Source organism: Bacillus sp. URHA0034 (assembly GCF_056280405.1).
Genome location: NZ_JBWCDK010000001.1, coordinates 409796 through 431699, shown reverse-complemented (window position 1 = coordinate 431699; position 21904 = coordinate 409796). Strand labels below are relative to the sequence as shown.

The window sequence follows — 21904 nt, the reverse complement described above, 5'->3', positions numbered from 1 at the left end:
AACAAAGCAACTGACAGCAAAGAAAATATTTTTAACCTGTCCATACGTATAATAACCATCTCCTTTCCCCGCATTTTTTTATGCAAGTTCAATTTTCAGGTCATGACCTGATCATAATACCCTTAAAAAAATCAATGTTAATTCATTAATCAACATCTGTTTATTATTATATAGAGAAACTTAAAGCATTCAATGGTTAATTTAACGTAATCCGTTGATTACTCAACAGATCAATCAAAATTGTTAATTATCTATAAGAAAGGTTGGGGAAGTCAACATGTCTAATATGCATATCATCAACTCAATCACTGCATTTTTAATAACTTCTGGCTTAAGGTAACGGCTGTACGATTTTCAATAGTGTTTCCACACTTTTGTTTGTATGACCGTCATAATTAACGCATCGAATCATTTGATTCGATGCGTTAGTTTTTTACAAATTGTTATAGGTTTCATCATCGACAGGTTCTAACCATTCCGGCTTTCCTGCAGTGATTGCAAGGTGCACAAACCAGCTGTCTTTTGTGGCACCATGCCAGTGTTTTACACCATCATGGGTGACAATCACATCACCAGCTTTTAATAATTGAGTAGGTTTTCCTTCCTCTTGGTACCAACCTTCGCCACCGGTTACTAATAAAAGTTGGAATCCATCACGATGAATATGCCAGTTATTTCGGCACCCTGGTTCAAAGGTGACATTTCCAACACCAACGTTTACTTTAGGGTCAGACACTAATCCTTTAAGATAACTTTGTCCCACAAAAAATTGTGCAAATGCTTCATTTTTTTCGCCCATTGGGAAAATAACGCCATTTTTTACTTCTTCATGTTTTGCCATTTTAATTCCTCCGTTTATTTTAACTTCCCGCCAAATACCGGGAAGAAGCTATGCTCACCATAATTCTGGATGCGCTCTACATTTTTCAAAATTTCCATATCTGCATCGCTGATAGCAAAATCAAGCTCTGCATTGTTTCTCATGTGATCCGGATTTGCCGTCTTAGGAATTACTACAAGACCAAGCTGGATATCATAACGTAGGCAAAGCTGAGCAACAGATACTCCGTACTTATCAGCTATTACCTTAACCTCTGCATTATCCAGAACTGCACCGTGTGCAATTGGTGAATATGCCTCTACTAGGATGTCATTCTTCTGGTTGAATTCAATTAGTTCAAACGGAGTATTGCTCACATGTGCCAATACCTGATTTACCATAGGCTTTATCTCACAGCTTGCAAGAATATTCTCTACATCATCCTGAAGGAAGTTAGACAGACCAATTGCTTTTACCTTGCCTGCCTTATAAGCATCCTCCATTGCTTTCCATACTTCTTTGTTCTCTTCGAAGTATCGGTTTCCCTCGCGGAACTCCACCCAAGGCTGTGGGCTGTGGATAATCAGAAGATCAATATAATCCAATCCCAACTTTGCTAAAGACTCATCAATGGACTGCGTAACTGCATCATAGGTCTTTGCTTCTGCAGCAACCTTTGTCGTAATGAAAAGTTCTTCTCTTGCGACACCACAGGAACGGATTCCTTCACCTACACCAGTCTCATTCATATAAGCCTGAGCAGTATCAATATGTCGATATCCGATAGATACCGCATCAAGCACTGCCTGTGCTGTCTGTGCATCGTCAAGCAGCCAGGTACCAAGACCTAATTTTGGAATTTCTACACCATTTGATAATTTGTAAGTTTCGTTAAACATGTTTTTGTCTCCTCTACATTGTTATATTTTTTGTAATACCTTGTCTTATAAACATTGCTTTTCCAATTTCTCATCAGGACTTTCTTCAAATGAAACAGAGATGCTTGGATCTCCAGCGTTTACTGAATCCTTAACAGCTTGCTTAATTTTCTGGAATTATTTCATTAACGCAAGCTAATGCGTTCAGTGTTCTCGGAAAGCCAATATATGGAAGGCAATGGGTGATTGCGGCGATCAATGATTCCTTGTTATTGCCTACGTTTTTGTTACCATGCACAGGTGCTTTTACTTGACCTTCAGCACCGCCTAAAGCAGTGATGATGCAGAGTGTCAACAACTCCCGTGTTTTTAAATCAAGTCCCTCGCGAGTATAGAAGTCTCCAAAGCAAAAAGCTGAAAGATATTCCTGCATATGCTTTTGATTTGCCGGAGCACTCTCTTGCATTTTTTTTATGACATCACCGAAAATCTCTACCTGTACGGACAGTCCCTTGTCAAAGCGGTTTTCTTCATTAACAGTGGTTTGACTTTCAATCGGTAAAGCGATATCCTTCGCTTTGAAAACCTCATTGACTTCATTGATAGCATTTAACGTTTTCGGGAATCCAATGTACGGAGCACACTGGTAAACCGCCTCTTTGATTTCTACTGGTGTTAGCCCAACGTTCAGTGCTGCACCCACATGTGCCTTGAGCTGAGGCAACGTCTCGTTGGTCGTAAGTACCACCAGGGTAATCAACTCGCGTTGCTTGTCATCCAGATCACCTTGATAAAAAACTTCCCCAAATATGAAGCGGCTAAGAATGTCCTGAAAATCAGGATCGGTAGCGTATGAGGCAGGTACTCCATTGCCAAATAGCTGTATGTATTTTTCCTTGCTCTTTTCAACGCGGTCCATTTATAAGCCTCCTGTTTTGAAGTAAATTTACTTTTATTTCCAAAAGTTAGCTAAACTGATGTATAAAAAATTGATATTGATTGATTAATCAACATCTGTTTATAATTATATAAAAGCCATTCATAGTTTCAATGGTTAAATTAACACAATTCGTTGATTACTCAACAAATTAATTAAAATTGTTGATTATTTTTAGAAAGATGGGAGAATTAAAATGCCTAAAGTAGATAGAAGGATAACCAAAAGCCAAGTAGCAATAAAAAATGCTGTAACTGAATTAATGTCTGACAAAAGATTTGATGACATTACCATTCAGGATATTGCTGACAGAGCAGATGTTAATCGAGGAACCATTTATCTTCATTACACGGATAAATACGATCTACTGGATAAGATGATTGAAGAACATATGAACAATCTTAGGGAACTATGCCAATCGGCTTCAGAGATGACGTTTCGAGAGGGAAATTATGTCTGGTTCGAATACTTTGAGCGTCATTATTTATTCTTTTCGACTATGCTAGCGAGTAAAGGTGCCCCTTTTTTTCGCAGTCGGTTTCTTAATTTAGTCGTAGAAGAGTATAAACCTGAAGTGGATACAACCGAAGGAAAAAATCAAGGATTAAGCGAAGACGTTTTTCTTCAATTTTTTGCATCAGCTATCGTAGGAGCGGTAGAATGGTGGTTTAAGAATGGAATGCCTTTACCAGCACAAGTCATGGCGGAACAAACGGGTGTATTGTTAGATAGGAATTTTGAATAATCCATCAAGGTTTCAAAAGAATAAAAAAAACTGAGTCCATATCTATACAGGACTCAAGCTTTTTTCTCCGTAGATTAATGTAATCTTAATGCATTGGCTTTTCCCATGCGCCTCTGACCTCAACACCGGTTTCTTTTGCCGCTGCTTCAAGATCAAGGATTTCCTGTTCTGTCAGACTAATCTCGGCAGCTTTAATAGCATCCTTGATGTGGGATGTTTTCGTCACTCCGATAATCGGCACCGTCCCTTTTGCAATGGACCAAGCCGTTGCAATTTGTGCTGTGGACGCATTGTATTTACTGCCGATATCTCTCATTACCTTAATTAAGCCTTCGAGCTTAGCTAGAACGTCTGCATTAAATGCCTCGCCTCTTCTTGTGCCACTTGGGAGAGGATGTTTGGCACTGTATTTGTCTGTTAATGCGCCTTGTTCCAAAACCATGTAAGAAAAGAACACAATATCATTTTCATTGCAATAATCAATAATTCCGGATACTTCCGACGAACGGTAAAGCAAGCTGTAATGGTTTTGTACAGCGGAAATTTTTAACCCTTCTTTCGCCAAAATGCTGGCTGCTAATTTAATTTCTTCAAGATTATGATTGGAGACACCTGCATACTTTACTTTGCCGCTTTTCATCAAAGGAATTAGTTTTGGCGTCCATTTTTCCACATCTGCCGGGTTGTGGATCCAATAAATATCGGCATGGTCCACTCCGAGGCGGTTTAGGCTGCCTTCCAAAAGATCCTCAACTGCGTTATCATTATCATTCGCAATTTGTGGAGTAAATTTCGTTGAAATCAGCACATCATCGCGACCTTTGGTAAAACTCCCCAAAATAGTTTCTGAAGCGTTCAGCCCATATACAGCCGCAGTATCCCATAAATTAAATCCGGCATCCATAGCCGCATCAAATACCGGCTTTATGTCTGCTGCTGTAAGCCGATTTCCGAAAACGGCATCCCCGCCAGTTGGACCGGTCCCCCATGACCATGTACCAAGTGCAATCGGAGGGATTTTCTCATTTTGCAAATTGACTAATTTCATTTTGTTTCACACCTTTCTGTTTTATTAACTGTTTATTTTGGTGAAAAATTTTTTTCATGCCAATGTTTTAAATGGATGTATTTCCGTATTCATTATTTCAGATTTTACGAAAGGGTCATTTTCAAAAAATTCTACTGCTGCTTCGTATGACTCTGCTTTATAAACAATTAATCCCATGCTCCTCTATACAAGAACCAGTAAATAAAATTTTCCCTATCTACAACCATCCGATTTACATAATCCAAATGTTGAGATATTATTTTCTTTTCTTCTTCAGTTGCATTCTGTCTAAAGTTTTCTCTTTTAGTGTTGCTGTTACAAAAAAATGTTGCTGTTTCATTGTTTTGTAACTCTCTTTCTTTTGTATTGAGAAAAGTTATGTCCCACTACAGACTAATATTAACGGACTGCAAGTAGATCAAGTTCAGGGTTCAATGCGTAAACCACGTAATCCTTCGCACTTTGCTCAAGTTGCTCATCGGACTGTTGATTCACTCCGTACAATACAAAAGGTGTCAAATAGCGTGTGCCAATCATGTTACTGCTTGCCTGAAGAGGTCGTAGTAACTCCAGCATAGTGAATTTAAAATTGCCCGCTGGTGAATAGTTTTCTTTAGCGGCACCAGTAGAAACGGCAATCAGCAGCTCTTTTCCGTGTAGCTTGTCCCCTTTGCTTCCAAATGCCCAGCCGTAAGAAAGGACGGCATCCTCCCATTTTTTCATCAATGAAGGCGTGCTGTACCAGTAGAAAGGAAACTGCAAAACAATTCGATCGTGCTTCTCCAATAACCTCTGCTCGGCTGCGACATCGATCTTCTCATCAGGGTAAGCTTCATAAACACGGTGAACGGTAACGTTAGCTTGCCTCTCCATTTCTTCCGTCAAGCGTCGATTAGCACGAGAAGCAGTTAAGTCTGGGTGAAAAACAAGAACAAGAGTTTTCATCTTATTATCTCTCCTTAAAGAATAATTTGTTTGTCAATTTGATTTATTTAAAACTATCATTAAACCTATATACTGGGTGAGGTACTTTTACCCAGTTCAAAAGCTTTTTTATAATGGGACGACTTTGCTCTTCATCGAGTACCCATTGATGGAAATCCTCGAACTGTTTCATCAAAGCTCACACAACCAAAACATAGGCGAAATACGTATAAGTCGGCATTTCCAAGTTCAACATATTCCATTGATTACTCCTTACTTCGAGTGATTTTTTTCACCCAAAGTTTGTTTGCTTCGATATTATTTATCGGATAAAAGCTGCCCTGCAACACCTATATTGTCTCTTTCATTTTCCTTTACGAAAACATAGAAGGTTTGTTCATGTAAATTCATGATATTTGCAGCTGTTGTGGTAAGTTCTTTTACTAACTTTCTTTTTTGTTCTTTAGTTAATTTAGCTGCTTCAATTGTTATCACAGGCATAATTTTATTCTCCTTTTTTACTGTTATGCACTAAAGAATGATTAAACAATTTGTTTGGTTGGGCGAATCAAAATTTCGCTCACCGCAACTGTTTCAGGTGTGCTAATTGCATAAGCTACTGCATCTGCAATATCGCTTGATTTCAAAGAAAGACCTTCTGCACCCTTACTCATAAGTTCCTTTGTCCATTCTCGATTTTTAGGATCATTAATTGTTGTATAAAGTTCAGTAGTTACAGCACCTGGTGAAATAATAGTTGATCGAATGTTATTTTCCCTTTCTTCCTGGCGGAGCCCTTCCATGATCGCACGAACTGCAAACTTAGTACCGCAATATACAGCAGAATCAGGGTATACAACATGTCCTGCAACTGAATCAGTTGCAATAATATGACCGGATTGTTGTTTTTTCATAATTGGTAAAACCGCAGCAATCCCGTTCAAAACACCCATGATGTTGATGTCTAACATTTGGCGCCATTCATCGAAGCGTGTTTCTGAAAGAGGCGCTGTCGGCATAACTCCAGCGTTGTTGTATAGTACATCGACACGTCCATATTTTTCGATTGCCAAATCAACAACGGCTTGAACTTCTTCTTTATTCGTTACATCCGCAACAGCATATGAAATTTCTGCATTCGGTAATGTTTCAACAAGAGATTTCAAACGATCTTCACGACGAGCCGCAATGACTAATTTTGCTCCTTCTTGTGCAAGTTTCTTGGTAGTGGCTTCGCCTATACCACTTGATGCACCCATAATGATAACAATTTTATCTTGAATATTAGACATAACTAAAAACATCCTTTTCTTTTTTTGTTTTGAAAAATTTCCTTGTATAAAGCCCAACATTGACTTCGCTTTTAAAAAACTCAATATCGGTTGATTAACCAACATCTGTTTATTATTATAAATAAAAACACGATGCCTTCAATGGTTAAATTAATGCGATTCGTTGATTACTCAACAAGCAAATAAAAATTGTTGATTATCTTTATGAAAATTTGGTGATTTAAAATTATCAAAAGTAAATAGATAGTAACTTCTTACATATAAAACGCACATGTATATTAATACACGTGCGTTACCATTAATAAACTTAGTTTTAATAGGCACATCTTAACCGTTATTCACTAACGGAAAATGTAACCTTCACACTACCAGAACCTAAGGCTTCAGTAAGACCAGTGACGTTGTCTATGTGTCCGAGCTTTACATAGCTGTAGGATGTATTGAATGTTTTGTAGAAAATAACAAGACAGTTGTTACCATAGAGCATTAAATCTCCTTCATTAATCCTACCTGGAATGGTTGACTTATCTTCCAGAAGATTAACTGACAAATTATTATACTTTTCATTCCCATTATGATCAGACATATCTACTGTTAGCGGTAGCTGGTTTACAAGCGCTTTAGCTGTATCGTTATCCTCAAGAGTTGCCGTGAATGTCTTATTTCCAACTATGATATTTATCGTATTTCCCATTGTTGTCGCCTCCCTAGCACGATCTGTTTGGCTTTTTTTGTGTTCATCGTTTGAGTTATTTTTAGAAACAGCAAATGTTTCAGATGATGTATTCTTATTGTTTTCTGCACTATTACTGCACCCTGCAAAAATAAAAATAACAGCTACTGTAAAAAATACTAGTAGGATTTTCTTCATTTTATTTGCTCCTTTTATAGCTAGGAATTATACCAATTTGCTTAGTTTTGTTACCAATCGATTTGCTTTCCATCTCTAAAGAATCCACCATTCGGTCCTGCAGTTCCAACAGTCGCTAACCACAAGATAGACTCAGCTGCTTGCTTTGGTGTTCTTGGTGCAGATGGTCCGCCCATATCTGAGCTTACCCATCCCGGATCAACTGCATTTATTTTGATATCCCTATTGATTTCTGCAGCTACCAATCGTGTCAATCCATTTAGGGCAAATTTAGACAACTTATAAGCTCCTACTCCTGGATATGACATTTCGCTCATCGCCCCATATTCCGAGGAAACATTAATAATTCTTCCATAACCTTGTTTTTCCATGATGGGAATAAAGGAACGGATGACATGGTATACGCCGAAGAAATTCGTAGCCATCGTTCTCTCTATAATGTAAGGTTCCATTGTCAATAACTTTTCAATTTCGTCCAGATACACTCCAGCATTATTAATCAATACGTCTAATCTTCCATACTGCTCATTTACTGTAATCGCAGCTTGACGGATGCTTTCTTGATTATCTACATCCAACACCACAAACGAAACGTCCAGATTTAATTCCTTAAGCTTTTGCGCAGCTTCATGACCCATCTCCAGATCCCTACTTGCTAAAATCACCTTAAAACCCTTCAACGCCAATTGCTTGACCAACTCATATCCAATTCCTCGATTCCCGCCGGTGACAAGGGCAACTTTTATATCTTTTGACATTTTAAATCCTCCATTTTTCGGCTACTAATCTTGGGCTAAAGCAGATTTTCCACACTCTAGAAATTTAGTAAAAGAAAGTAGGGCAGGGAACATAAATCAACAATGAACAGGGAGCCCTTAAAAAATGATGAATTAATTCCTTATCTAGAAAGTTGTTTTGTAGGACTCTGCATGTAGTTTCTTAGTAAAATAAATAACAGTCCTAATACCAACGATAATAATCCCACTAATACGACGTATTGTGTACCTAAATCTGAAATAAATAATCCACCTACGGCTGTACCAATTGTTGTTCCTAAGTTAACAGATGATAAAAATAATCCATTAGCGAAATCAGGAGCTTTTGGAGCTGCAGACGTAATCCAATATTGATTAATATTGGTTCCTATACCAGCCAATATTCCCCAACATAAAGTAATGATAGCCATAGGTAAAGTAAATTGTCCAAATAAGAATAATAGGATGTAAACAGCTCCCAATGCAAAAGGAAAAGATACTACAGTTTTGATGGCATCTTTAGTAAGTAACTTCCCTGCCAAAATGTTTCCAATAATATTTGCCCCCCCGAATATGACTAACATTAAACTAATTGATTTCCCAGAGATATTCGTAACGGATTTAAGATACTCAGCAAGATAACTATACACCCCAAATACTGCTGAATTAAGTAAAAGGACAGCAAAAATGGAAAGCCAAGTAATTGGTTTTTTTAATACCGACAATTGAGCTCCGTAAGAAAGTCTTTCTTTAACAGGCATAGAAGGGAAAGATACTAATGTAGCAATAAATACTATTGCATTCACGATGGCGAAAAATGCCATTGATATTTGAAACGAAACTGTGCTAGCAAGAAAACTTGCGATTGGTACACCAAGTACCATTCCCGCAGATACTCCAATAAAAACTTTTGAAACAGCTTTTGGAGCTTCTTCCTTACGAACTGAGTTAGCCGCCATTGTAAAAGCGGCTGAGAAATAGATTGGCTGAAAAATGGCTGGAATCACACGTGCAATTATTGCGATGGCAAAGTTAGACGTAAATATAGAGACAATGTTACCTAGAACGAAAATACCAAGTACAAGTAACATTGCTTTTTTGCGATTTACCCCCGAAAATAATAACGGCATCGTTGGACCAGATCCAGCAACAACAAGGGCAAAAAGACTCACAAGCAATCCTGCTTTTGATACACTGACATGAAAGTGATCAGAAATGTAAGGTAATATCCCTATAACTCCCATTTCAGTATTTATGATGCCGAAAGCCCCAAGGGTCAATGTAAATATAAGTAAATTATTTTGCTTAGACAAAAAAGCAACTCCTATCTTAGTTTTATCCAATATTTTTTTTATCGTGCCTCTGAATAAATTTCAAAGAATAATGTGTCCCACAAACATAGATTCCCATAATAGATAGGTGTCCAATTAAAAACCTTAAAGTGGAATTATCATTGAACCAACCAAATGGGCTGTAAATGAATAGTTTAGAACCTATGTCTTCCTCGAAGGAGGAATGCACCCCGTAGGCAACAATTAATACCGCCAAAATACGTAATGCAATAGTACGAACACGGCTTGTACCGGCGATTCCCGTCATCCTCCGAACTGAATTGATAATTATTCCCCATGAAAACCCTATATGGACTGCCATAATGATAAAACCCCAATATGCTGTCTGAACATGTATTTGTCGTAACATCATGTCGTTATTTATGGGAATAATGGGAAATAAGTCACTTGAAATCATCACTGCACTCACCATCATCAAACCTATAGTTACAAGAAAAAGTAGATTGATTGCTATTTGTATAATGCGCCTTAAATGATATTTCCCTTTAAAAATCGCTTTATACCAACGTCGATTTAAGAAGTTATGGACGATAAATAATAAAAGCACCACAACTCCAATGACTTCGTGGACCATGTTTCCAGTAATATAGTAAGCCATTGCAATTAACATAAGCAATGTCATAACAAGGTCATTAACAAGCCTGAATAACATCTTTGGAGTCAAAGTATTTTCCTCTTTCTATTTGATTTATCATTGAATTATGTTTCCATAGTGGACATTTAAACACCTTATAATGACTACACTTCCATTAGCTTTCAAATTGCTGTAAATACATCTTTAAGAGAACGTCCTGAATGATTTTAGCTTTATCCTTACCATCTATTGCATTACTTTCTTCTTTATTTAAATCCTTAGAATCATTCATTTGACCAGATATCTCACTTACCTTCCAGTGGTCAGTAGTGATATCTGCGATTGAAGTTTCTGGATTGCTGTTCTTTGATTGTGAAATCTCTTCCAAATCAAACTCTTTCATTTGTTCTAACGAATTCATATATTGATCCCTTTCCTGATTTGCGTGGCAGGTATAGCATCGCCCAATAGCTGGTCCACCAATACCATCTACCATCACTTCTTTGTCAGGAGTAAATGCTTGGAACTCCCATTCCCCAGGACGCTCATCAGGCGCGTACTGGGAACCCCAGCCGGTACGCTTTTCCATCACTAAATAATGCTCAAGCTCTCCATCTCGAAATCCTTCGAGAGTGATAACGGTGCCGCTCGGAAGCTCCTCTCCGTTCTGCACTGCTTCAATTGCTTCCCTACTATTTACATAGATGTTTTCATGAATATCTCCTCGATCGTAAGTGGCAAACACGATTCCTTTTTCAAGGTCTTCAGGGAATTTAACAAGGTTAGCTCCAGATCCAATCTCATCGTATTCCTCAGACTTTGCTTCAGAGGAATTCTCTTCTTGCTGAGAAATGACCTTTTTCCCAGTATCATTGTTGTTACAAGCAGTAAGAATGAAGGCTAGCAGTAATGCAAATGAATGCATTATTTGTTTTTTCATATTATTTTCTCCTCCAAGTTCCATTTAGTGTCTTTTAAATTCATTGTGACTAGGACTCTACATTCGCCGAACATAGATAATTTCAGCAAATGGTAATGAATGACATCACCCTTCAAATGACTCTGCAGCCATCCGAGATTACCTCCTGATTTAAAGTGATAATTGTTAGTTCGAATATCAATGAATGGGGATTATTACGAAACTGCCATTAGTAAAAAATTGCCTCAAACAGTTATGAGGCAATTTCTAATCAATCATTAATAGCTCAAAGGATATTTCTCATCGAACCCGGTTGGATTCCATCAGTAGCTTATGCATCTTTATAATCGAGGGATGTGGAAAGGTCACGATAAGCATCAATCTGTTGCCGCAGTTCTTTGACCTTTTGTTCAGCACCGGCAAGGGCATCTGCACCGGCAATCCAACGGGACGGTGGTTGTTCCTGATTTACCATGGTGATTAAAGCTTTAGCGAGTTTGACTGGATCGCCTTCCTGCTTTCCGTTTTTCTCTTTCCAAAAAGCATGATATTGCGCATTACGCTCTGCGTAGTCATCAATAGACGGCTCAGCAAGGAATGTTGATTCTGGCTCCAAAAATTCAGTACGGAAGAAGCCTGGTTCTAGAATTGTGGTTTTGATTCCATATGGAGCGACATCTTGATGTAACGACTCCATAAATCCTTCAAGACCGAATTTTGAAGCACAGTAAGCCGCATTGTATTCAAATCCAACTAATCCCGCAAGAGAAGAAATTGAAATAATGTGTCCTGAACGATTCTTACGCATCAAAGGCAACACTGCGCGGGTAACGTTCATCGGACCAATGAGATTGGTATTGATTTGTCGTTCAATCTGTTGTGGGGTCAATTCCTCAAAGAATCCTCCGTAGAAGTTACCTGCGTTGTTGACTACCACATCAATACGTCCAAATCGGTCAACAGCTGACTTGACCGCATCAACGGCACCTGTTGGGTCAATAATATCCAATTTTACGATCAATAGATTTTCATTATCGCCATGAACTTTGGCTAATCTTTCAATATTACGACCAGTGGCAACGACCTGATAACCTGCGGCAAGAGCAGCTTTTACGAACTCCACGCCCATTCCACGTCCAGCACCTGTGATAAACCAAACTTTCTTATTGTTAGTCATATTTATTTCCTCCTAGTTCTATTTTTCTTTTTTAAAATTGATGCACCAATAATTACAATAACTTTATCTTTTTTAGTAGACACACTAAACGTAGTCCTTTCTACTGATTACAATTTATTCTAGCTATGTCCTTTTGATATAGCCAATACTTATATTTCATATCATGATATGCTTGTTATGAATATCAGAAACGTATATACTAAAATAGTATAAAGGAGGATAAGTCAATGGAACTTCGAGTTTTGCGCTATTTTCTGACTGTTGCTAGAGAAGGAAGCATGACGGCTGCGGCTGATTTTTTGCATGTAACACAACCAACTCTATCAAGACAAATAAAAGATCTTGAAGAGGAATTAGGAAAAAAACTATTTATTCGCAGTAGTCATAGTATCAATCTCACCGATGAAGGAATGCTCCTGCGAAAGAGAGCGGAAGAAATCATTGATATGGTTGATAAATTAGAAACAGAATTTAATTCTATGGAAGAAACAATAAGTGGTGATGTTTACATAGGAGGTGGGGAAACAGAAGCAATGAGACAGATTGGACGGATTATAAAAGAGTTACAGGTAAGTTATCCAAATATCCGGTATCACCTCTACAGCGGAAACGAAGACGACGTGACTGATCGACTTGACAAAGGATTGCTTGACTTTGGTATTTTAATTCAACCAGCTGATTTATCTAAATACAATTATATTAATATCCCTGACAAAGATGTTTGGGGCGTTGTTATGAGGAAGGATAGTCCTCTTGCTTTCAAAGAGACCATTCAACCAATGGATTTATTAAATGTTCCGCTGATTTGTTCACGACAAGCTATAAAACAGACATTTTCTAAGAATGAATTTGCGGATTGGTTTGGTGAAGATTTTGATAAATTAAACGTCGTGACTACATATAATCTTGCCTATAATGCTGCCATTATGGTTGATGAGGGCATTGGTTATGCAGTAGTCCTTGATAAAATAGTGAATACATCTAGTGATAGTAACCTTTGTTTTAGACCGCTGGAGCCAATACTTGAATCCGGCTTAAATATTGTTTGGAAAAAGCATCAGGTTTTTTCTGCTGCTGCAGATATGTTTTTAAAAGAAATTCAGGCGAAATTTCAAATACTTTTTCAGATATAAATGCTTAGAAAGAGTTAAAAGGATACAGAGTGGAGTCTAACTTTCTTATAAAATCTATTATAAAAGCCGTTTTTCATATTTTAGAAAAACGGCTTTTCTTTTGTAATAAGAAATAATTAATGAGCCATAGGCATTTTATTTTTTTCCTGCCATTTCCCAGGATTAGTATCATCTGGGATCACTTTGTTGATAATGTCAAGGTAATGACTTGCCTTCTCGTCCATATATTTGACTGTTCGTTTTGCTTCCTCTAACTGAGCCTCAGCGATCTCCTTTTGTTTCAAAATAATTTCATAGCGCTCCTGAATCGTACTGTCACCTTTCAAACACAAATCTACATAGGTTTTAATGTCTTCCACTGTCATACCACATTGTTTTAAATATTTTACACCTGTTAGCCAATTGATGGATTCTTCGTCAAAAAGACGATTATTATTTTTATCACGCTTTAGAGTTGGAACTAATCCTTTATCCGTATAGAAACGAACAGTATGTTCAGTCAGATCAAGTAGCTTAGCCACTTCTTTCACAGTATACAATTCAACCCCACCTCGAATTTTTTAAAAAAAGTTACTTGAAATCTCTTGACTTAGTGTTACACGAAGGTATTAGACTTATTATCGTTCAAGCCTATCGAAAGCTTAAAAATAATTACGTAAAAGAGCAAAAGTTTTTCATATACAAAAAAAGGAATTCCGAAATTATTGACTTCGTGTTACACGAAGGTGATAGGCTTATCATAGTTCAGGTTGCTGAAATTGTAAATCCTAAAATAAAGGATGTCAATGGAGGAACTGAACACGTAAACAAGGAGGATTTTATATGCAAAAAGTTATTTTAAACAATAGTGTTGAAATGCCTATTTTAGGTTTTGGTGTTTATCAAGTCCCTGATCCAGCTCAATGTGAGCAGTCAGTTTCGGATGCACTTGAAGCTGGGTATCGTCTAATTGATACAGCTGCCGCCTATTTTAACGAAGAGGCAGTTGGCGCAGCCATCAAAAAAAGCGGGATTCCAAGGGAAGAACTTTTTATCACAACAAAACTTTGGATTCAGGATGCTGGTTATGAAAATGCAAAAAAAGCCTTTGATGTTTCCTTGAAGAAACTAGGGCTCGACTATCTTGATTTATACCTCATTCACCAACCGTTCAATGATTATTATGGTTCTTGGCGTGCAATGGAAGAACTTTATAAAGAAGGAAGAATTCGCGCCATCGGTGTTTCTAACTTTTATCCGGACCGTCTAGTTGATTTAATTCTGAACAATGAAGTTGTACCGGCTGTCAACCAAGTGGAAACCCATCCGTTCTTCCAACAGAAAGTTGCAAAGAATGTTATGGAAGAATATGGCGTACAAATTCAATCATGGGGACCGTTTGCAGAAGGGCAAAAGAATATCTTCCAAAATGAAATACTTGCCGGTATCGGAGCAAAATATGGCAAGTCGGTAGCACAAGTCATTTTACGTTGGCATATTCAACGTGGTGTAGTGTCAATTCCAAAATCAGTTCATAAAGAACGAATTGTTGAAAACTTTAATGTTTGGAATTTTGCTTTAAGCGATGAAGATATGGCAGCAATTGCTACTATGGATATTGGAAAAAGTGAAATTATTGATCATTTTACTGCCAATACAGCGAAGATGTTAAACGGATGGAAAATTCATGAATAATTAAAAATGAAAGATTTGTTTAGCTCGATATTTAATGCTTTTCATCATCAAAAAACCGATTTTCCAATTAGGAAATTCGGTTTTTCCATTTTAAGACATTACCAATAAGGAGGAAAAACGATTATGAGAAAGCATTTCCGGTGCGAATCAACCAATGACAATTTTATCAAAGAAGTTAAGGGTTCTGCTGTTGTTGTCGGTGCGTCGCTTTCTGGTTTAATGACAGGAATTGCCCTTTCGTGTGCTGGATTGGATGTAACTATATTAGAAAGAGCCGGTTCGAAACCACGTAGCGGTGCAGTTCTTCAAGTTGACAGTGGAGAAATTGATCGAACTCAAACAGCGAAATTCTTAAGAAAACTTGCTTCCGGTGGGATTAGGTCGGCAGAGGCTTGGTCATCTATACAGTTGCGATTGCGCACAGTAGCCGAAGCTGACACTAGAATTACCTTACGTTATGATACTCGTGTTCAAACTATTAATCAGGATAGCGATTCTGCTTGGGCAGTGACGGATAAGGGTGAGATATTCCATGGAAATATTTTGATTGGTGCTGATGGTCACCGTAGTATTGTACGTCGCTTAGTTGCACCTCATAAACCGAATGCAACATTTGCTGGATATTTGATATGGGTAGCTATTGTAGGTGAGAAAGATATACCTGAAAAACATCGACCTAGCCTCAATGCTCCGAAGTTTACTATGCCAGATGGTATCGGTGACTTTTTACTCGGTTCCATTATTGCTGGTGCAGACGGTTCCACCGCTCTTGGAGATCGACGATTGGGATGGGCTTGGTACGATAACACTCAAAATGATTTGTTACGTCGTCTTGGATGTGTGGAAGGTAGCCTTGTTCGACATTCGCTTCATTCTCCTGACATCCCGGAACAGACACTGATTGAGTTGGCTGAAAAGGCTTCTGTTAGATGGGAACAACCATGGTTAGATGCGATCCTTCATAGTATTGAAACACGTAATCTTGTTGGAACTCCGATTGCCGAGTACGTTCCTGACAATCTTGTAAAAGGACGCATAGCAATCGTTGGAGATGCTGCACATCTACCTACACCACTAACTGCATCAGGATTTAATGCTTCCTTACAAGATGCTGCTACCTTAGCCGAATGTGTTGAAAAAGGAATAAAAGGCTCTGCAGCAACCGAGGCTCTTTCGGAATATGAGTCTCTCCGTCTAAAAAATGCATGGCAAATAGTGCAATCTGGACAATCTTTTAGCCGCTCTTTTGGACGATAAAAGTATTGATATTTTTACAACCATATGAAACGGAGGAAATGAAGATGAAAATTTTGATTTTAGGTGCAGCTGGTCAAATTTCTCGTATGATAACTGAAAGATTACTCAATGAAACAGATGCAGAAATTGTTCTTTATGCAAGATCCGCACATTCTCGTTTAAAAGTGACAAGTGGCAGATGTACATCCTTCCCTTGTGACGATTCCTGTAGAATGGGATTATGAGGTTCCCTTTGGGATTGTTTATGCTAATGAGCCATCCAAAGCTGTCATGGCTTTTATTGATGCAATCGATAAGGCAAGAGTTTTGAAATAATTCGTGTCCAATTGTGTATTTGGCAATTAAAACATACTGTTTATGGCAGTATGTTTTTGAATGTAAAAAAGCTGCTGAAAATATGCAAGAAATGCAATAAAAATTTGCATATCTTCAACTTTTTATAATTTGGGATATTAAACAAAAGCCCTAGTTCGTTCAAGTGCAATGCTTCACAAACAACACCATAATTGAAGAGGAAAGGCATATTATCCTCCTTTTTCAAAAAATTAGAAAGTTTTATTATGCCATCAATCTATAAAATCCTTTCTAACAATATCCCCAAATCCTTCGCCATGACATGTGGTGGATAAGGCATTCCATCCTTTAACCACGATTCCAATACGCCTACGTATGCATTTGCGGCGAAATTTACAATAACATCTTCATTTAGACTGTGATTTTTTCCTGCTGCTATATTTACTTCATCCTTGAACTCTCCAATAAGAAACTCAAGGAATTTACTGCGAAAAGAAGGAGCCCCTTTACTCGCCAACATGGTTGAAAAGAATAAATAATTGCTTTCAAAGTATTCAAAAAAGATCCGAGTCGCATCTACCCACTCCCTTTCGCATGCCCATTCACTTGTTTCCCTTAACTTGTTTATATGTTCTTCCATCATCTTATCCAGCAGGTCATATTTATCTGTAAAGTGTAGGTAGATGGTTCCCCGGTTTACATTTGCCCTATCGGAAATATCTTGAATAGTAATGTCATCAAAACCTTTTTCAGTCATAAGTTCGATAAGAGCATTTTTAATGGCTGCTTGGCTTTTGGTTATTCTTCTATCTACTTTCGGCATTGTTTGTTCACCAACTTTCCTTAAGATAAAAGCTGCCTCAATGACAGCCCTATTTTATACAATTACTTGCTTTCCCTCTCCCCCACGGCTAAATCAAGAGGTCATGTGGACGGAATAAACCTATAAATTCCTATCTAGCAAAATCCCCACTTGTTCTGCAATAACTTGACGTGATTCGGATAATCCGTTGATAATCCACGTTTCTACTATCTCTACGATGGCAGCTCCAAAAAATCTAAGAATTAAATCTTTACTTAATCCTTTATTTTTTCCTTCGGTTACATCTACTTCATCCTCCAACTCCTCGATAACAAATTCTAGGAAATGCCTACGAAAAGAAGGAGCTCCTTTACTCGTTAACATGGTTGAAAAGAATGAATAATTCCGCTCAAAGTATTCAAACCAAATTAGATTTCCCTCAACAAAATCCAATTCAGATGTCGTTTCGCACAATTTTCTTAGATCGTTAATATGTTCTTCAATAAGCTTTTCCAGTAGATCAAATTTATCAATGTAATGATCATAAATGGTTCTTCGACCGACATTTGCCCTGTCGGAAATATCTTGTATTGTAATTTGATCAAAACTTTTTTCAGACATCAGCTCAATAAAAGCATTTTTTATTGCTTCTTGAGACTTTTGCACTCTTCTATCAACTCTAGACATTTTAATATCCACCAAACTTTCTTATAAAATATCGCACAATTTCAATCAGCTTGTGCAATAACGCACAAATTGTGGGATTTTGATTATTGCAGACATCCTCTTTTCATTTTATATTATATACAGATGTGCGATAGCATATCAACGTGCAATTTACTAATACATCAAATTTAACTACCTTCGGAATACTAGAAGAGTTAATTAAATTCATAGAGGAGGTTTAATAATGGATCGTGTTGAAAAGAGCAAAGAAAAGTTCAATCAACTATTTGGTGCGGAAGTAACTGCCGCACATGCTACTGATCCTGATTTTCAGGACATCCTTAGCCATTTCATTTTTGGGGAAGTTTTTTATCAAGGTAATCTAGATGACAAACAGCGTGAGTTGATCACTCTGGTGGTTCTTACTACCAACCAGACGTTGCCCCAACTAAAAGCACATGTGGGTGCAGCACTGAATGTTGGGCTAACACCTATAGAAATTAAAGAGGCTGTTTACCAGTGTGCTCCGTACATTGGATTCCCGAAAACGTTAAATGCTATCAATGAAGTCAATGAGGCATTCAAAGCGAAAAATATTGCTTTACCAATTGAAAGTCAAAAGACCATAGATGAAGATAATCGTTTTCAAAAAGGTCTTGACGTTCAAGTCGAGATTTTCGGAGATGTCATTAAAAAAATGCAAGAGAGTGCCCCGTCAAACCAAAAGCATATTCAGGAATATCTTTCTACTTTTTGCTTCGGAGATTTCTATACCCGTGGCGGACTCGATTTGAAAACACGGGAGTTGTTGACAATCTGTATCGTTAGTAGCTTAGGCGGTACTGAAAGTCAGATTAAGGCACATGTGCACGGTAACAAAAATGTGGGCAATGACAAGGAAACATTAATCACCGCCATCACCCACTGCCTCCCATATATGGGCTTTCCAAGAACACTGAACGCATTGGCTTGCGTTAACGAAATTATTCCTGAAAATTAAGAAAGGGTGTTATTATTTATGTCTAATATTCAAGATAAAGTTGTCATTATTACGGGTGCTTCTTCTGGAATTGGAGAAACTACTGCAAGAGAACTTGCGTCCAAAGGTGCGAAGTTGGTACTCGCAGCTCGTCGTGAAGATCGATTAAAGAAATTGCAAGATGAGATCCAAACCAGTGGCGGTCAAGCTATTTATAAAGTGACAGATGTAACTTCTCGCGGACAGATGGAAGAACTAGCTGCCTATGCTCTTAAGGAATTTGGAAAAATAGATGTATTAGTAAACAATGCTGGACTTATGCCACAAGCTTTTCTTGCTGAAAATAAAGTGGACGAGTGGGATAAGATGATTGATGTCAACATCAAAGGTGTTTTATATGCCATCGCTGCTATCGTTCCATCTATGAGAGAACGTAAATCCGGTCATGTTATCAATCTCTCATCAGTTGCTGGACATAACATCTACCCTGGTGGAACGGTTTATTGTGGAACCAAATTTGCAGTTAGAGCCATTTCTGAAGGTTTACGTCAAGAAGAAGCGATGAGTGGCACCAATATCCGAGTTACTAATATTTCTCCTGGGGCTGTTAGTAGTGAATTGTTAGAAACGACAACAGACCCAACCATGAAAGCAGGATTGGATGAATTTTATAAAATTGCAATCGATGCAAATAGTGTTGCTCGTGCCATCGCATTTGCCATTGAGCAACCATCAGATGTAGCCATTAATGAAATGATTGTACGTCCAACTGTTCAAGTAGGTTAATAATAAAAAAATATATTGGAGGAATTAAAATGACAAAACATGAAGAAGTAAAAAATGGAGTTATTTTCCCAGTAGGAGAGAAAAATGAAGCATATGCACAATATTTCGTAGGACAAAGTTACCTTAAATCATTGATCGCAGATCCTAAAGTGAATGTTGGGGTTGGGAATGTGACTTTTGAACCAGGATGCCGGAATAACTGGCATATCCATCGTGATGGATTTCAACTTTTATTAGTAACTGGTGGCGAAGGTTGGTACCAAGAAGACGGAAAACCTGCTCAATTCTTAAAGGCTGGCGATGTTATTGTCACTCACGATGGTGTGAAACACTGGCATGGTGCCGCAAAAGACAGCTGGTTTGAACACATTGCAATCACTGCAGGTACTCCAGAATGGTTAGAACCTGTTTCAGACGAAGTGTATGAAAATGCAACAAAATAAATTGTAAAATATAAGATCAAAAAATGGTAAAACAAACAGCAGGACTAGATTTACTAGATTGCTGAAGTTTGAACGAGAAACGGTTGATACATTCTCTTTAACTGCCCCAACTATGTAAATTGGGGCAGTTATGTTTTTTTAATAATAAATGTAACAAAAGAAAGTTTACAATAGGATGTGTCCATCCCTTATAACGATTACTAGTTAGCCTTCCCCACTATATTTAACTAGGATAGCTGGAGGAAAATAGATTTAAGAATAGTTATTTGAGTGGAGGATTCAAAATATGCCAGAAGAAAAAAATATTAATAATACAATAACAATAACTAAAGCTATGACACTTCTATTAGCAATTGCCGGTGGAATATCGGTAGCTAATATATATTATAACCAACCCTTGCTTTCAGAAATAGCAAAAACCTTTCATACAACATCTAGTTCAGCAGGATTAGTTGCTACTTTTACACAGTTAGGATACGCACTAGGAATATTTATGTTTGCAACCCTTGGAGATATCAAAGAAAAAAAGAAATTGATATTAACGTTAACTGGCTTGGTAACGGTATCCCTTTTAGGTGTGGCTACAGCGCAAAATTTACTATGGATGAATCTTGCCAGTTTTGCTGTTGGTTTAACTAGTGTCGTCCCACAAATTATTTCCCCTCTTGCTGCTCAATTGGCTTCACCCAAAGAAAGAGGAAAGGTAGTAGGGACAGTCGTAAGTGGTCTATTAATTGGGATTTTATTGTCCAGGACAGTATCTGGATTTGTTGGACAAGTAGCGGGGTGGAGAGCTATGTTTGTTGTTGCCGCTATACTGATGTTCATACTTGGGATAATTATGTATTACAAATTACCAGTTACAAAATCAACCACAATCGATAATTTTACTTATAAAGAATTACTTAAATCAGTTTTAAGTATGCCACGCAAGTATCCTAGTTTAATGCTGATTTCTATTTCAGGAGCATTGTTGTTCTGTGCTTTCAGTGTATTTTGGACAACCATGATTTTCTTAGTAGGAAATCCGCCATATTCTATGCAGAGTGATCAGGCTGGACTATTTGGATTATTAGGTGTAGCAGGTGCATTGGGTGCGAACATTATTGGGCGTTTAAGTGAAAGAAAAATTGCCAAATTTATTGGTGTGACATGTATTGGAATCACTCTACTCTCATATTTAATTTTTGGTTTGTTCAGTATGAATATTTTGGGAATGGTAATAGGCGTAATTTTATTAAGCTTAGGTGTTCAAGGTGCACAAGTATTTTACCAAATTAAACTTTATAGCCTAAGTGATGATGAAAGAAGCAGAATAAACACCGTTTTTGTGGTAAGTAATTTTATCGGAGCAGCTGCAGGATCGACATTAGGGGCTATGGCGTGGACCAATTATGGTTGGAACGGAGTATGTATTTTAGGTATAACAGCAGTTCTAATCGCTTTATGGATAAATTCGCGTATAAAAAGTTAAAATAACATGAAATTTGTGATAGGGACGAATGAGTTTCCCTATTTTTAGTTGATTTGTACGATGCATTACATCGCAGAATGAAACACGGTGTTCATATGGAAAGC

General features: G+C 37.6%; 26 protein-coding genes. 9 read left to right on the top strand and 17 right to left on the bottom strand.

Annotation, left to right across the window (positions count from 1 at the left end; genetic code table 11):
- Positions 1-433: 433 nt before the first annotated feature.
- The 3 genes from ACZ9EE_RS02230 to ACZ9EE_RS02220 all read right to left on the bottom strand — a co-directional run bounded on the left by ACZ9EE_RS02230 (position 434) and on the right by ACZ9EE_RS02220 (position 2617).
- Positions 434-841: a cupin domain-containing protein gene (locus ACZ9EE_RS02230; protein ID WP_476025034.1), complete on the bottom strand. Its 408-nt coding sequence runs from the start codon at positions 839-841 to the stop codon at positions 434-436.
- Positions 842-855: 14 nt separating this feature from the next.
- Positions 856-1719 carry an aldo/keto reductase gene (locus ACZ9EE_RS02225; protein ID WP_476025033.1) on the bottom strand — a complete coding sequence of 288 codons (864 nt, stop codon included), beginning with the start codon at positions 1717-1719 and terminating at the stop codon, positions 856-858.
- 142 nt (positions 1720-1861) lie between these two features.
- Positions 1862-2617: a carboxymuconolactone decarboxylase family protein gene (locus ACZ9EE_RS02220; RefSeq protein WP_476025032.1), complete on the bottom strand. Its 756-nt coding sequence runs from the start codon at positions 2615-2617 to the stop codon at positions 1862-1864.
- Between the two features lie 214 nt (positions 2618-2831).
- Here ACZ9EE_RS02220 and ACZ9EE_RS02215 point away from each other — a divergent pair, with 214 nt between their 5' ends.
- Positions 2832-3380, top strand: a complete 549-nt coding sequence (locus ACZ9EE_RS02215) for a TetR/AcrR family transcriptional regulator (RefSeq protein WP_476025031.1) — start codon at positions 2832-2834, stop codon at positions 3378-3380.
- Between the two features lie 85 nt (positions 3381-3465).
- Here ACZ9EE_RS02215 and ACZ9EE_RS02210 read toward each other — a convergent pair whose 3' ends face one another.
- From ACZ9EE_RS02210 to ACZ9EE_RS02160, 11 genes are all read right to left on the bottom strand, one after another.
- On the bottom strand, positions 3466-4428 hold the full coding sequence (locus tag ACZ9EE_RS02210; RefSeq protein WP_476025030.1) for an aldo/keto reductase: 963 nt from the start codon (positions 4426-4428) through the stop codon (positions 3466-3468).
- Between the two features lie 54 nt (positions 4429-4482).
- Positions 4483-4605 (bottom strand): YciI family protein, encoded by a 123-nt coding sequence (locus tag ACZ9EE_RS02205; protein WP_476025029.1) that lies wholly within the window; start codon positions 4603-4605, stop codon positions 4483-4485.
- Positions 4606-4827: 222 nt separating this feature from the next.
- Positions 4828-5373 (bottom strand): NAD(P)H-dependent oxidoreductase, encoded by a 546-nt coding sequence (locus ACZ9EE_RS02200; RefSeq protein WP_476025028.1) that lies wholly within the window; start codon positions 5371-5373, stop codon positions 4828-4830.
- A gap of 297 nt (positions 5374-5670) precedes the next feature.
- Entirely contained in the window at positions 5671-5853 is a 183-nt protein-coding gene (dmpI, locus tag ACZ9EE_RS02195) for a 4-oxalocrotonate tautomerase DmpI (RefSeq protein WP_476025027.1), read from the bottom strand.
- Between the two features lie 41 nt (positions 5854-5894).
- A complete protein-coding gene (locus ACZ9EE_RS02190; protein WP_476025060.1) occupies positions 5895-6644 on the bottom strand; it encodes an SDR family oxidoreductase in 750 nt (249 codons plus the stop codon).
- Between the two features lie 334 nt (positions 6645-6978).
- On the bottom strand, positions 6979-7515 hold the full coding sequence (locus ACZ9EE_RS02185; protein WP_476025026.1) for a cyclophilin-like fold protein: 537 nt from the start codon (positions 7513-7515) through the stop codon (positions 6979-6981).
- A gap of 50 nt (positions 7516-7565) precedes the next feature.
- Positions 7566-8273 (bottom strand): SDR family oxidoreductase, encoded by a 708-nt coding sequence (locus tag ACZ9EE_RS02180; RefSeq protein ID WP_476025025.1) that lies wholly within the window; start codon positions 8271-8273, stop codon positions 7566-7568.
- Positions 8274-8413: 140 nt separating this feature from the next.
- Positions 8414-9583 (bottom strand): MFS transporter, encoded by a 1170-nt coding sequence (locus ACZ9EE_RS02175; RefSeq protein WP_476025024.1) that lies wholly within the window; start codon positions 9581-9583, stop codon positions 8414-8416.
- Between the two features lie 22 nt (positions 9584-9605).
- Positions 9606-10274: a DUF4405 domain-containing protein gene (locus ACZ9EE_RS02170; protein WP_476025023.1), complete on the bottom strand. Its 669-nt coding sequence runs from the start codon at positions 10272-10274 to the stop codon at positions 9606-9608.
- Positions 10275-10371: 97 nt separating this feature from the next.
- Positions 10372-11136: a cytochrome P460 family protein gene (locus ACZ9EE_RS02165; protein ID WP_476025022.1), complete on the bottom strand. Its 765-nt coding sequence runs from the start codon at positions 11134-11136 to the stop codon at positions 10372-10374.
- Positions 11137-11446: 310 nt separating this feature from the next.
- Positions 11447-12292 carry an SDR family NAD(P)-dependent oxidoreductase gene (locus tag ACZ9EE_RS02160; protein ID WP_476025021.1) on the bottom strand — a complete coding sequence of 282 codons (846 nt, stop codon included), beginning with the start codon at positions 12290-12292 and terminating at the stop codon, positions 11447-11449.
- 227 nt (positions 12293-12519) lie between these two features.
- On the opposite strand from ACZ9EE_RS02160, the gene ACZ9EE_RS02155 reads away from it, so the two are divergent.
- The gene (locus tag ACZ9EE_RS02155; protein ID WP_476025020.1) at positions 12520-13425 is read left to right on the top strand and encodes a LysR family transcriptional regulator; all 906 of its coding nucleotides are present in this window, start codon (positions 12520-12522) and stop codon (positions 13423-13425) included.
- Between the two features lie 116 nt (positions 13426-13541).
- Here the strand turns inward: ACZ9EE_RS02155 and ACZ9EE_RS02150 are convergent, their stop codons facing one another.
- The gene (locus ACZ9EE_RS02150) at positions 13542-13964 is read right to left on the bottom strand and encodes a MerR family transcriptional regulator (RefSeq protein ID WP_476025019.1); all 423 of its coding nucleotides are present in this window, start codon (positions 13962-13964) and stop codon (positions 13542-13544) included.
- Between the two features lie 283 nt (positions 13965-14247).
- Between ACZ9EE_RS02150 and ACZ9EE_RS02145 the strand changes: the two genes are divergently transcribed.
- The 3 genes from ACZ9EE_RS02145 to ACZ9EE_RS02135 all read left to right on the top strand — a co-directional run bounded on the left by ACZ9EE_RS02145 (position 14248) and on the right by ACZ9EE_RS02135 (position 16671).
- The gene (locus ACZ9EE_RS02145; RefSeq protein ID WP_476025018.1) at positions 14248-15099 is read left to right on the top strand and encodes an aldo/keto reductase; all 852 of its coding nucleotides are present in this window, start codon (positions 14248-14250) and stop codon (positions 15097-15099) included.
- A gap of 414 nt (positions 15100-15513) precedes the next feature.
- The gene (locus tag ACZ9EE_RS02140) at positions 15514-16356 is read left to right on the top strand and encodes an FAD-dependent monooxygenase (RefSeq protein ID WP_476025017.1); all 843 of its coding nucleotides are present in this window, start codon (positions 15514-15516) and stop codon (positions 16354-16356) included.
- A 171-nt stretch (positions 16357-16527) separates the two neighbouring features.
- Complete coding sequence (locus tag ACZ9EE_RS02135; RefSeq protein ID WP_476025016.1) at positions 16528-16671, top strand: hypothetical protein; 144 nt, start codon at positions 16528-16530, stop codon at positions 16669-16671.
- 256 nt (positions 16672-16927) lie between these two features.
- Here the strand turns inward: ACZ9EE_RS02135 and ACZ9EE_RS02130 are convergent, their stop codons facing one another.
- Together ACZ9EE_RS02130 and ACZ9EE_RS02125 are read right to left on the bottom strand one after the other, a co-directional pair.
- A complete protein-coding gene (locus tag ACZ9EE_RS02130; RefSeq protein WP_476025015.1) occupies positions 16928-17473 on the bottom strand; it encodes a TetR/AcrR family transcriptional regulator in 546 nt (181 codons plus the stop codon).
- 120 nt (positions 17474-17593) lie between these two features.
- Positions 17594-18139 carry a TetR/AcrR family transcriptional regulator gene (locus ACZ9EE_RS02125; RefSeq protein ID WP_476025014.1) on the bottom strand — a complete coding sequence of 182 codons (546 nt, stop codon included), beginning with the start codon at positions 18137-18139 and terminating at the stop codon, positions 17594-17596.
- Positions 18140-18362: 223 nt separating this feature from the next.
- Between ACZ9EE_RS02125 and ACZ9EE_RS02120 the strand changes: the two genes are divergently transcribed.
- From ACZ9EE_RS02120 to ACZ9EE_RS02105, 4 genes are all read left to right on the top strand, one after another.
- Positions 18363-19118, top strand: a complete 756-nt coding sequence (locus ACZ9EE_RS02120) for a carboxymuconolactone decarboxylase family protein (RefSeq protein ID WP_476025013.1) — start codon at positions 18363-18365, stop codon at positions 19116-19118.
- Positions 19119-19136: 18 nt separating this feature from the next.
- The gene (locus ACZ9EE_RS02115; RefSeq protein ID WP_476025012.1) at positions 19137-19883 is read left to right on the top strand and encodes an SDR family oxidoreductase; all 747 of its coding nucleotides are present in this window, start codon (positions 19137-19139) and stop codon (positions 19881-19883) included.
- A gap of 29 nt (positions 19884-19912) precedes the next feature.
- A complete protein-coding gene (locus tag ACZ9EE_RS02110) occupies positions 19913-20326 on the top strand; it encodes a cupin domain-containing protein (RefSeq protein ID WP_476025011.1) in 414 nt (137 codons plus the stop codon).
- A 286-nt stretch (positions 20327-20612) separates the two neighbouring features.
- On the top strand, positions 20613-21800 hold the full coding sequence (locus ACZ9EE_RS02105; RefSeq protein ID WP_476025010.1) for an MFS transporter: 1188 nt from the start codon (positions 20613-20615) through the stop codon (positions 21798-21800).
- Positions 21801-21904 lie beyond the last annotated feature (104 nt).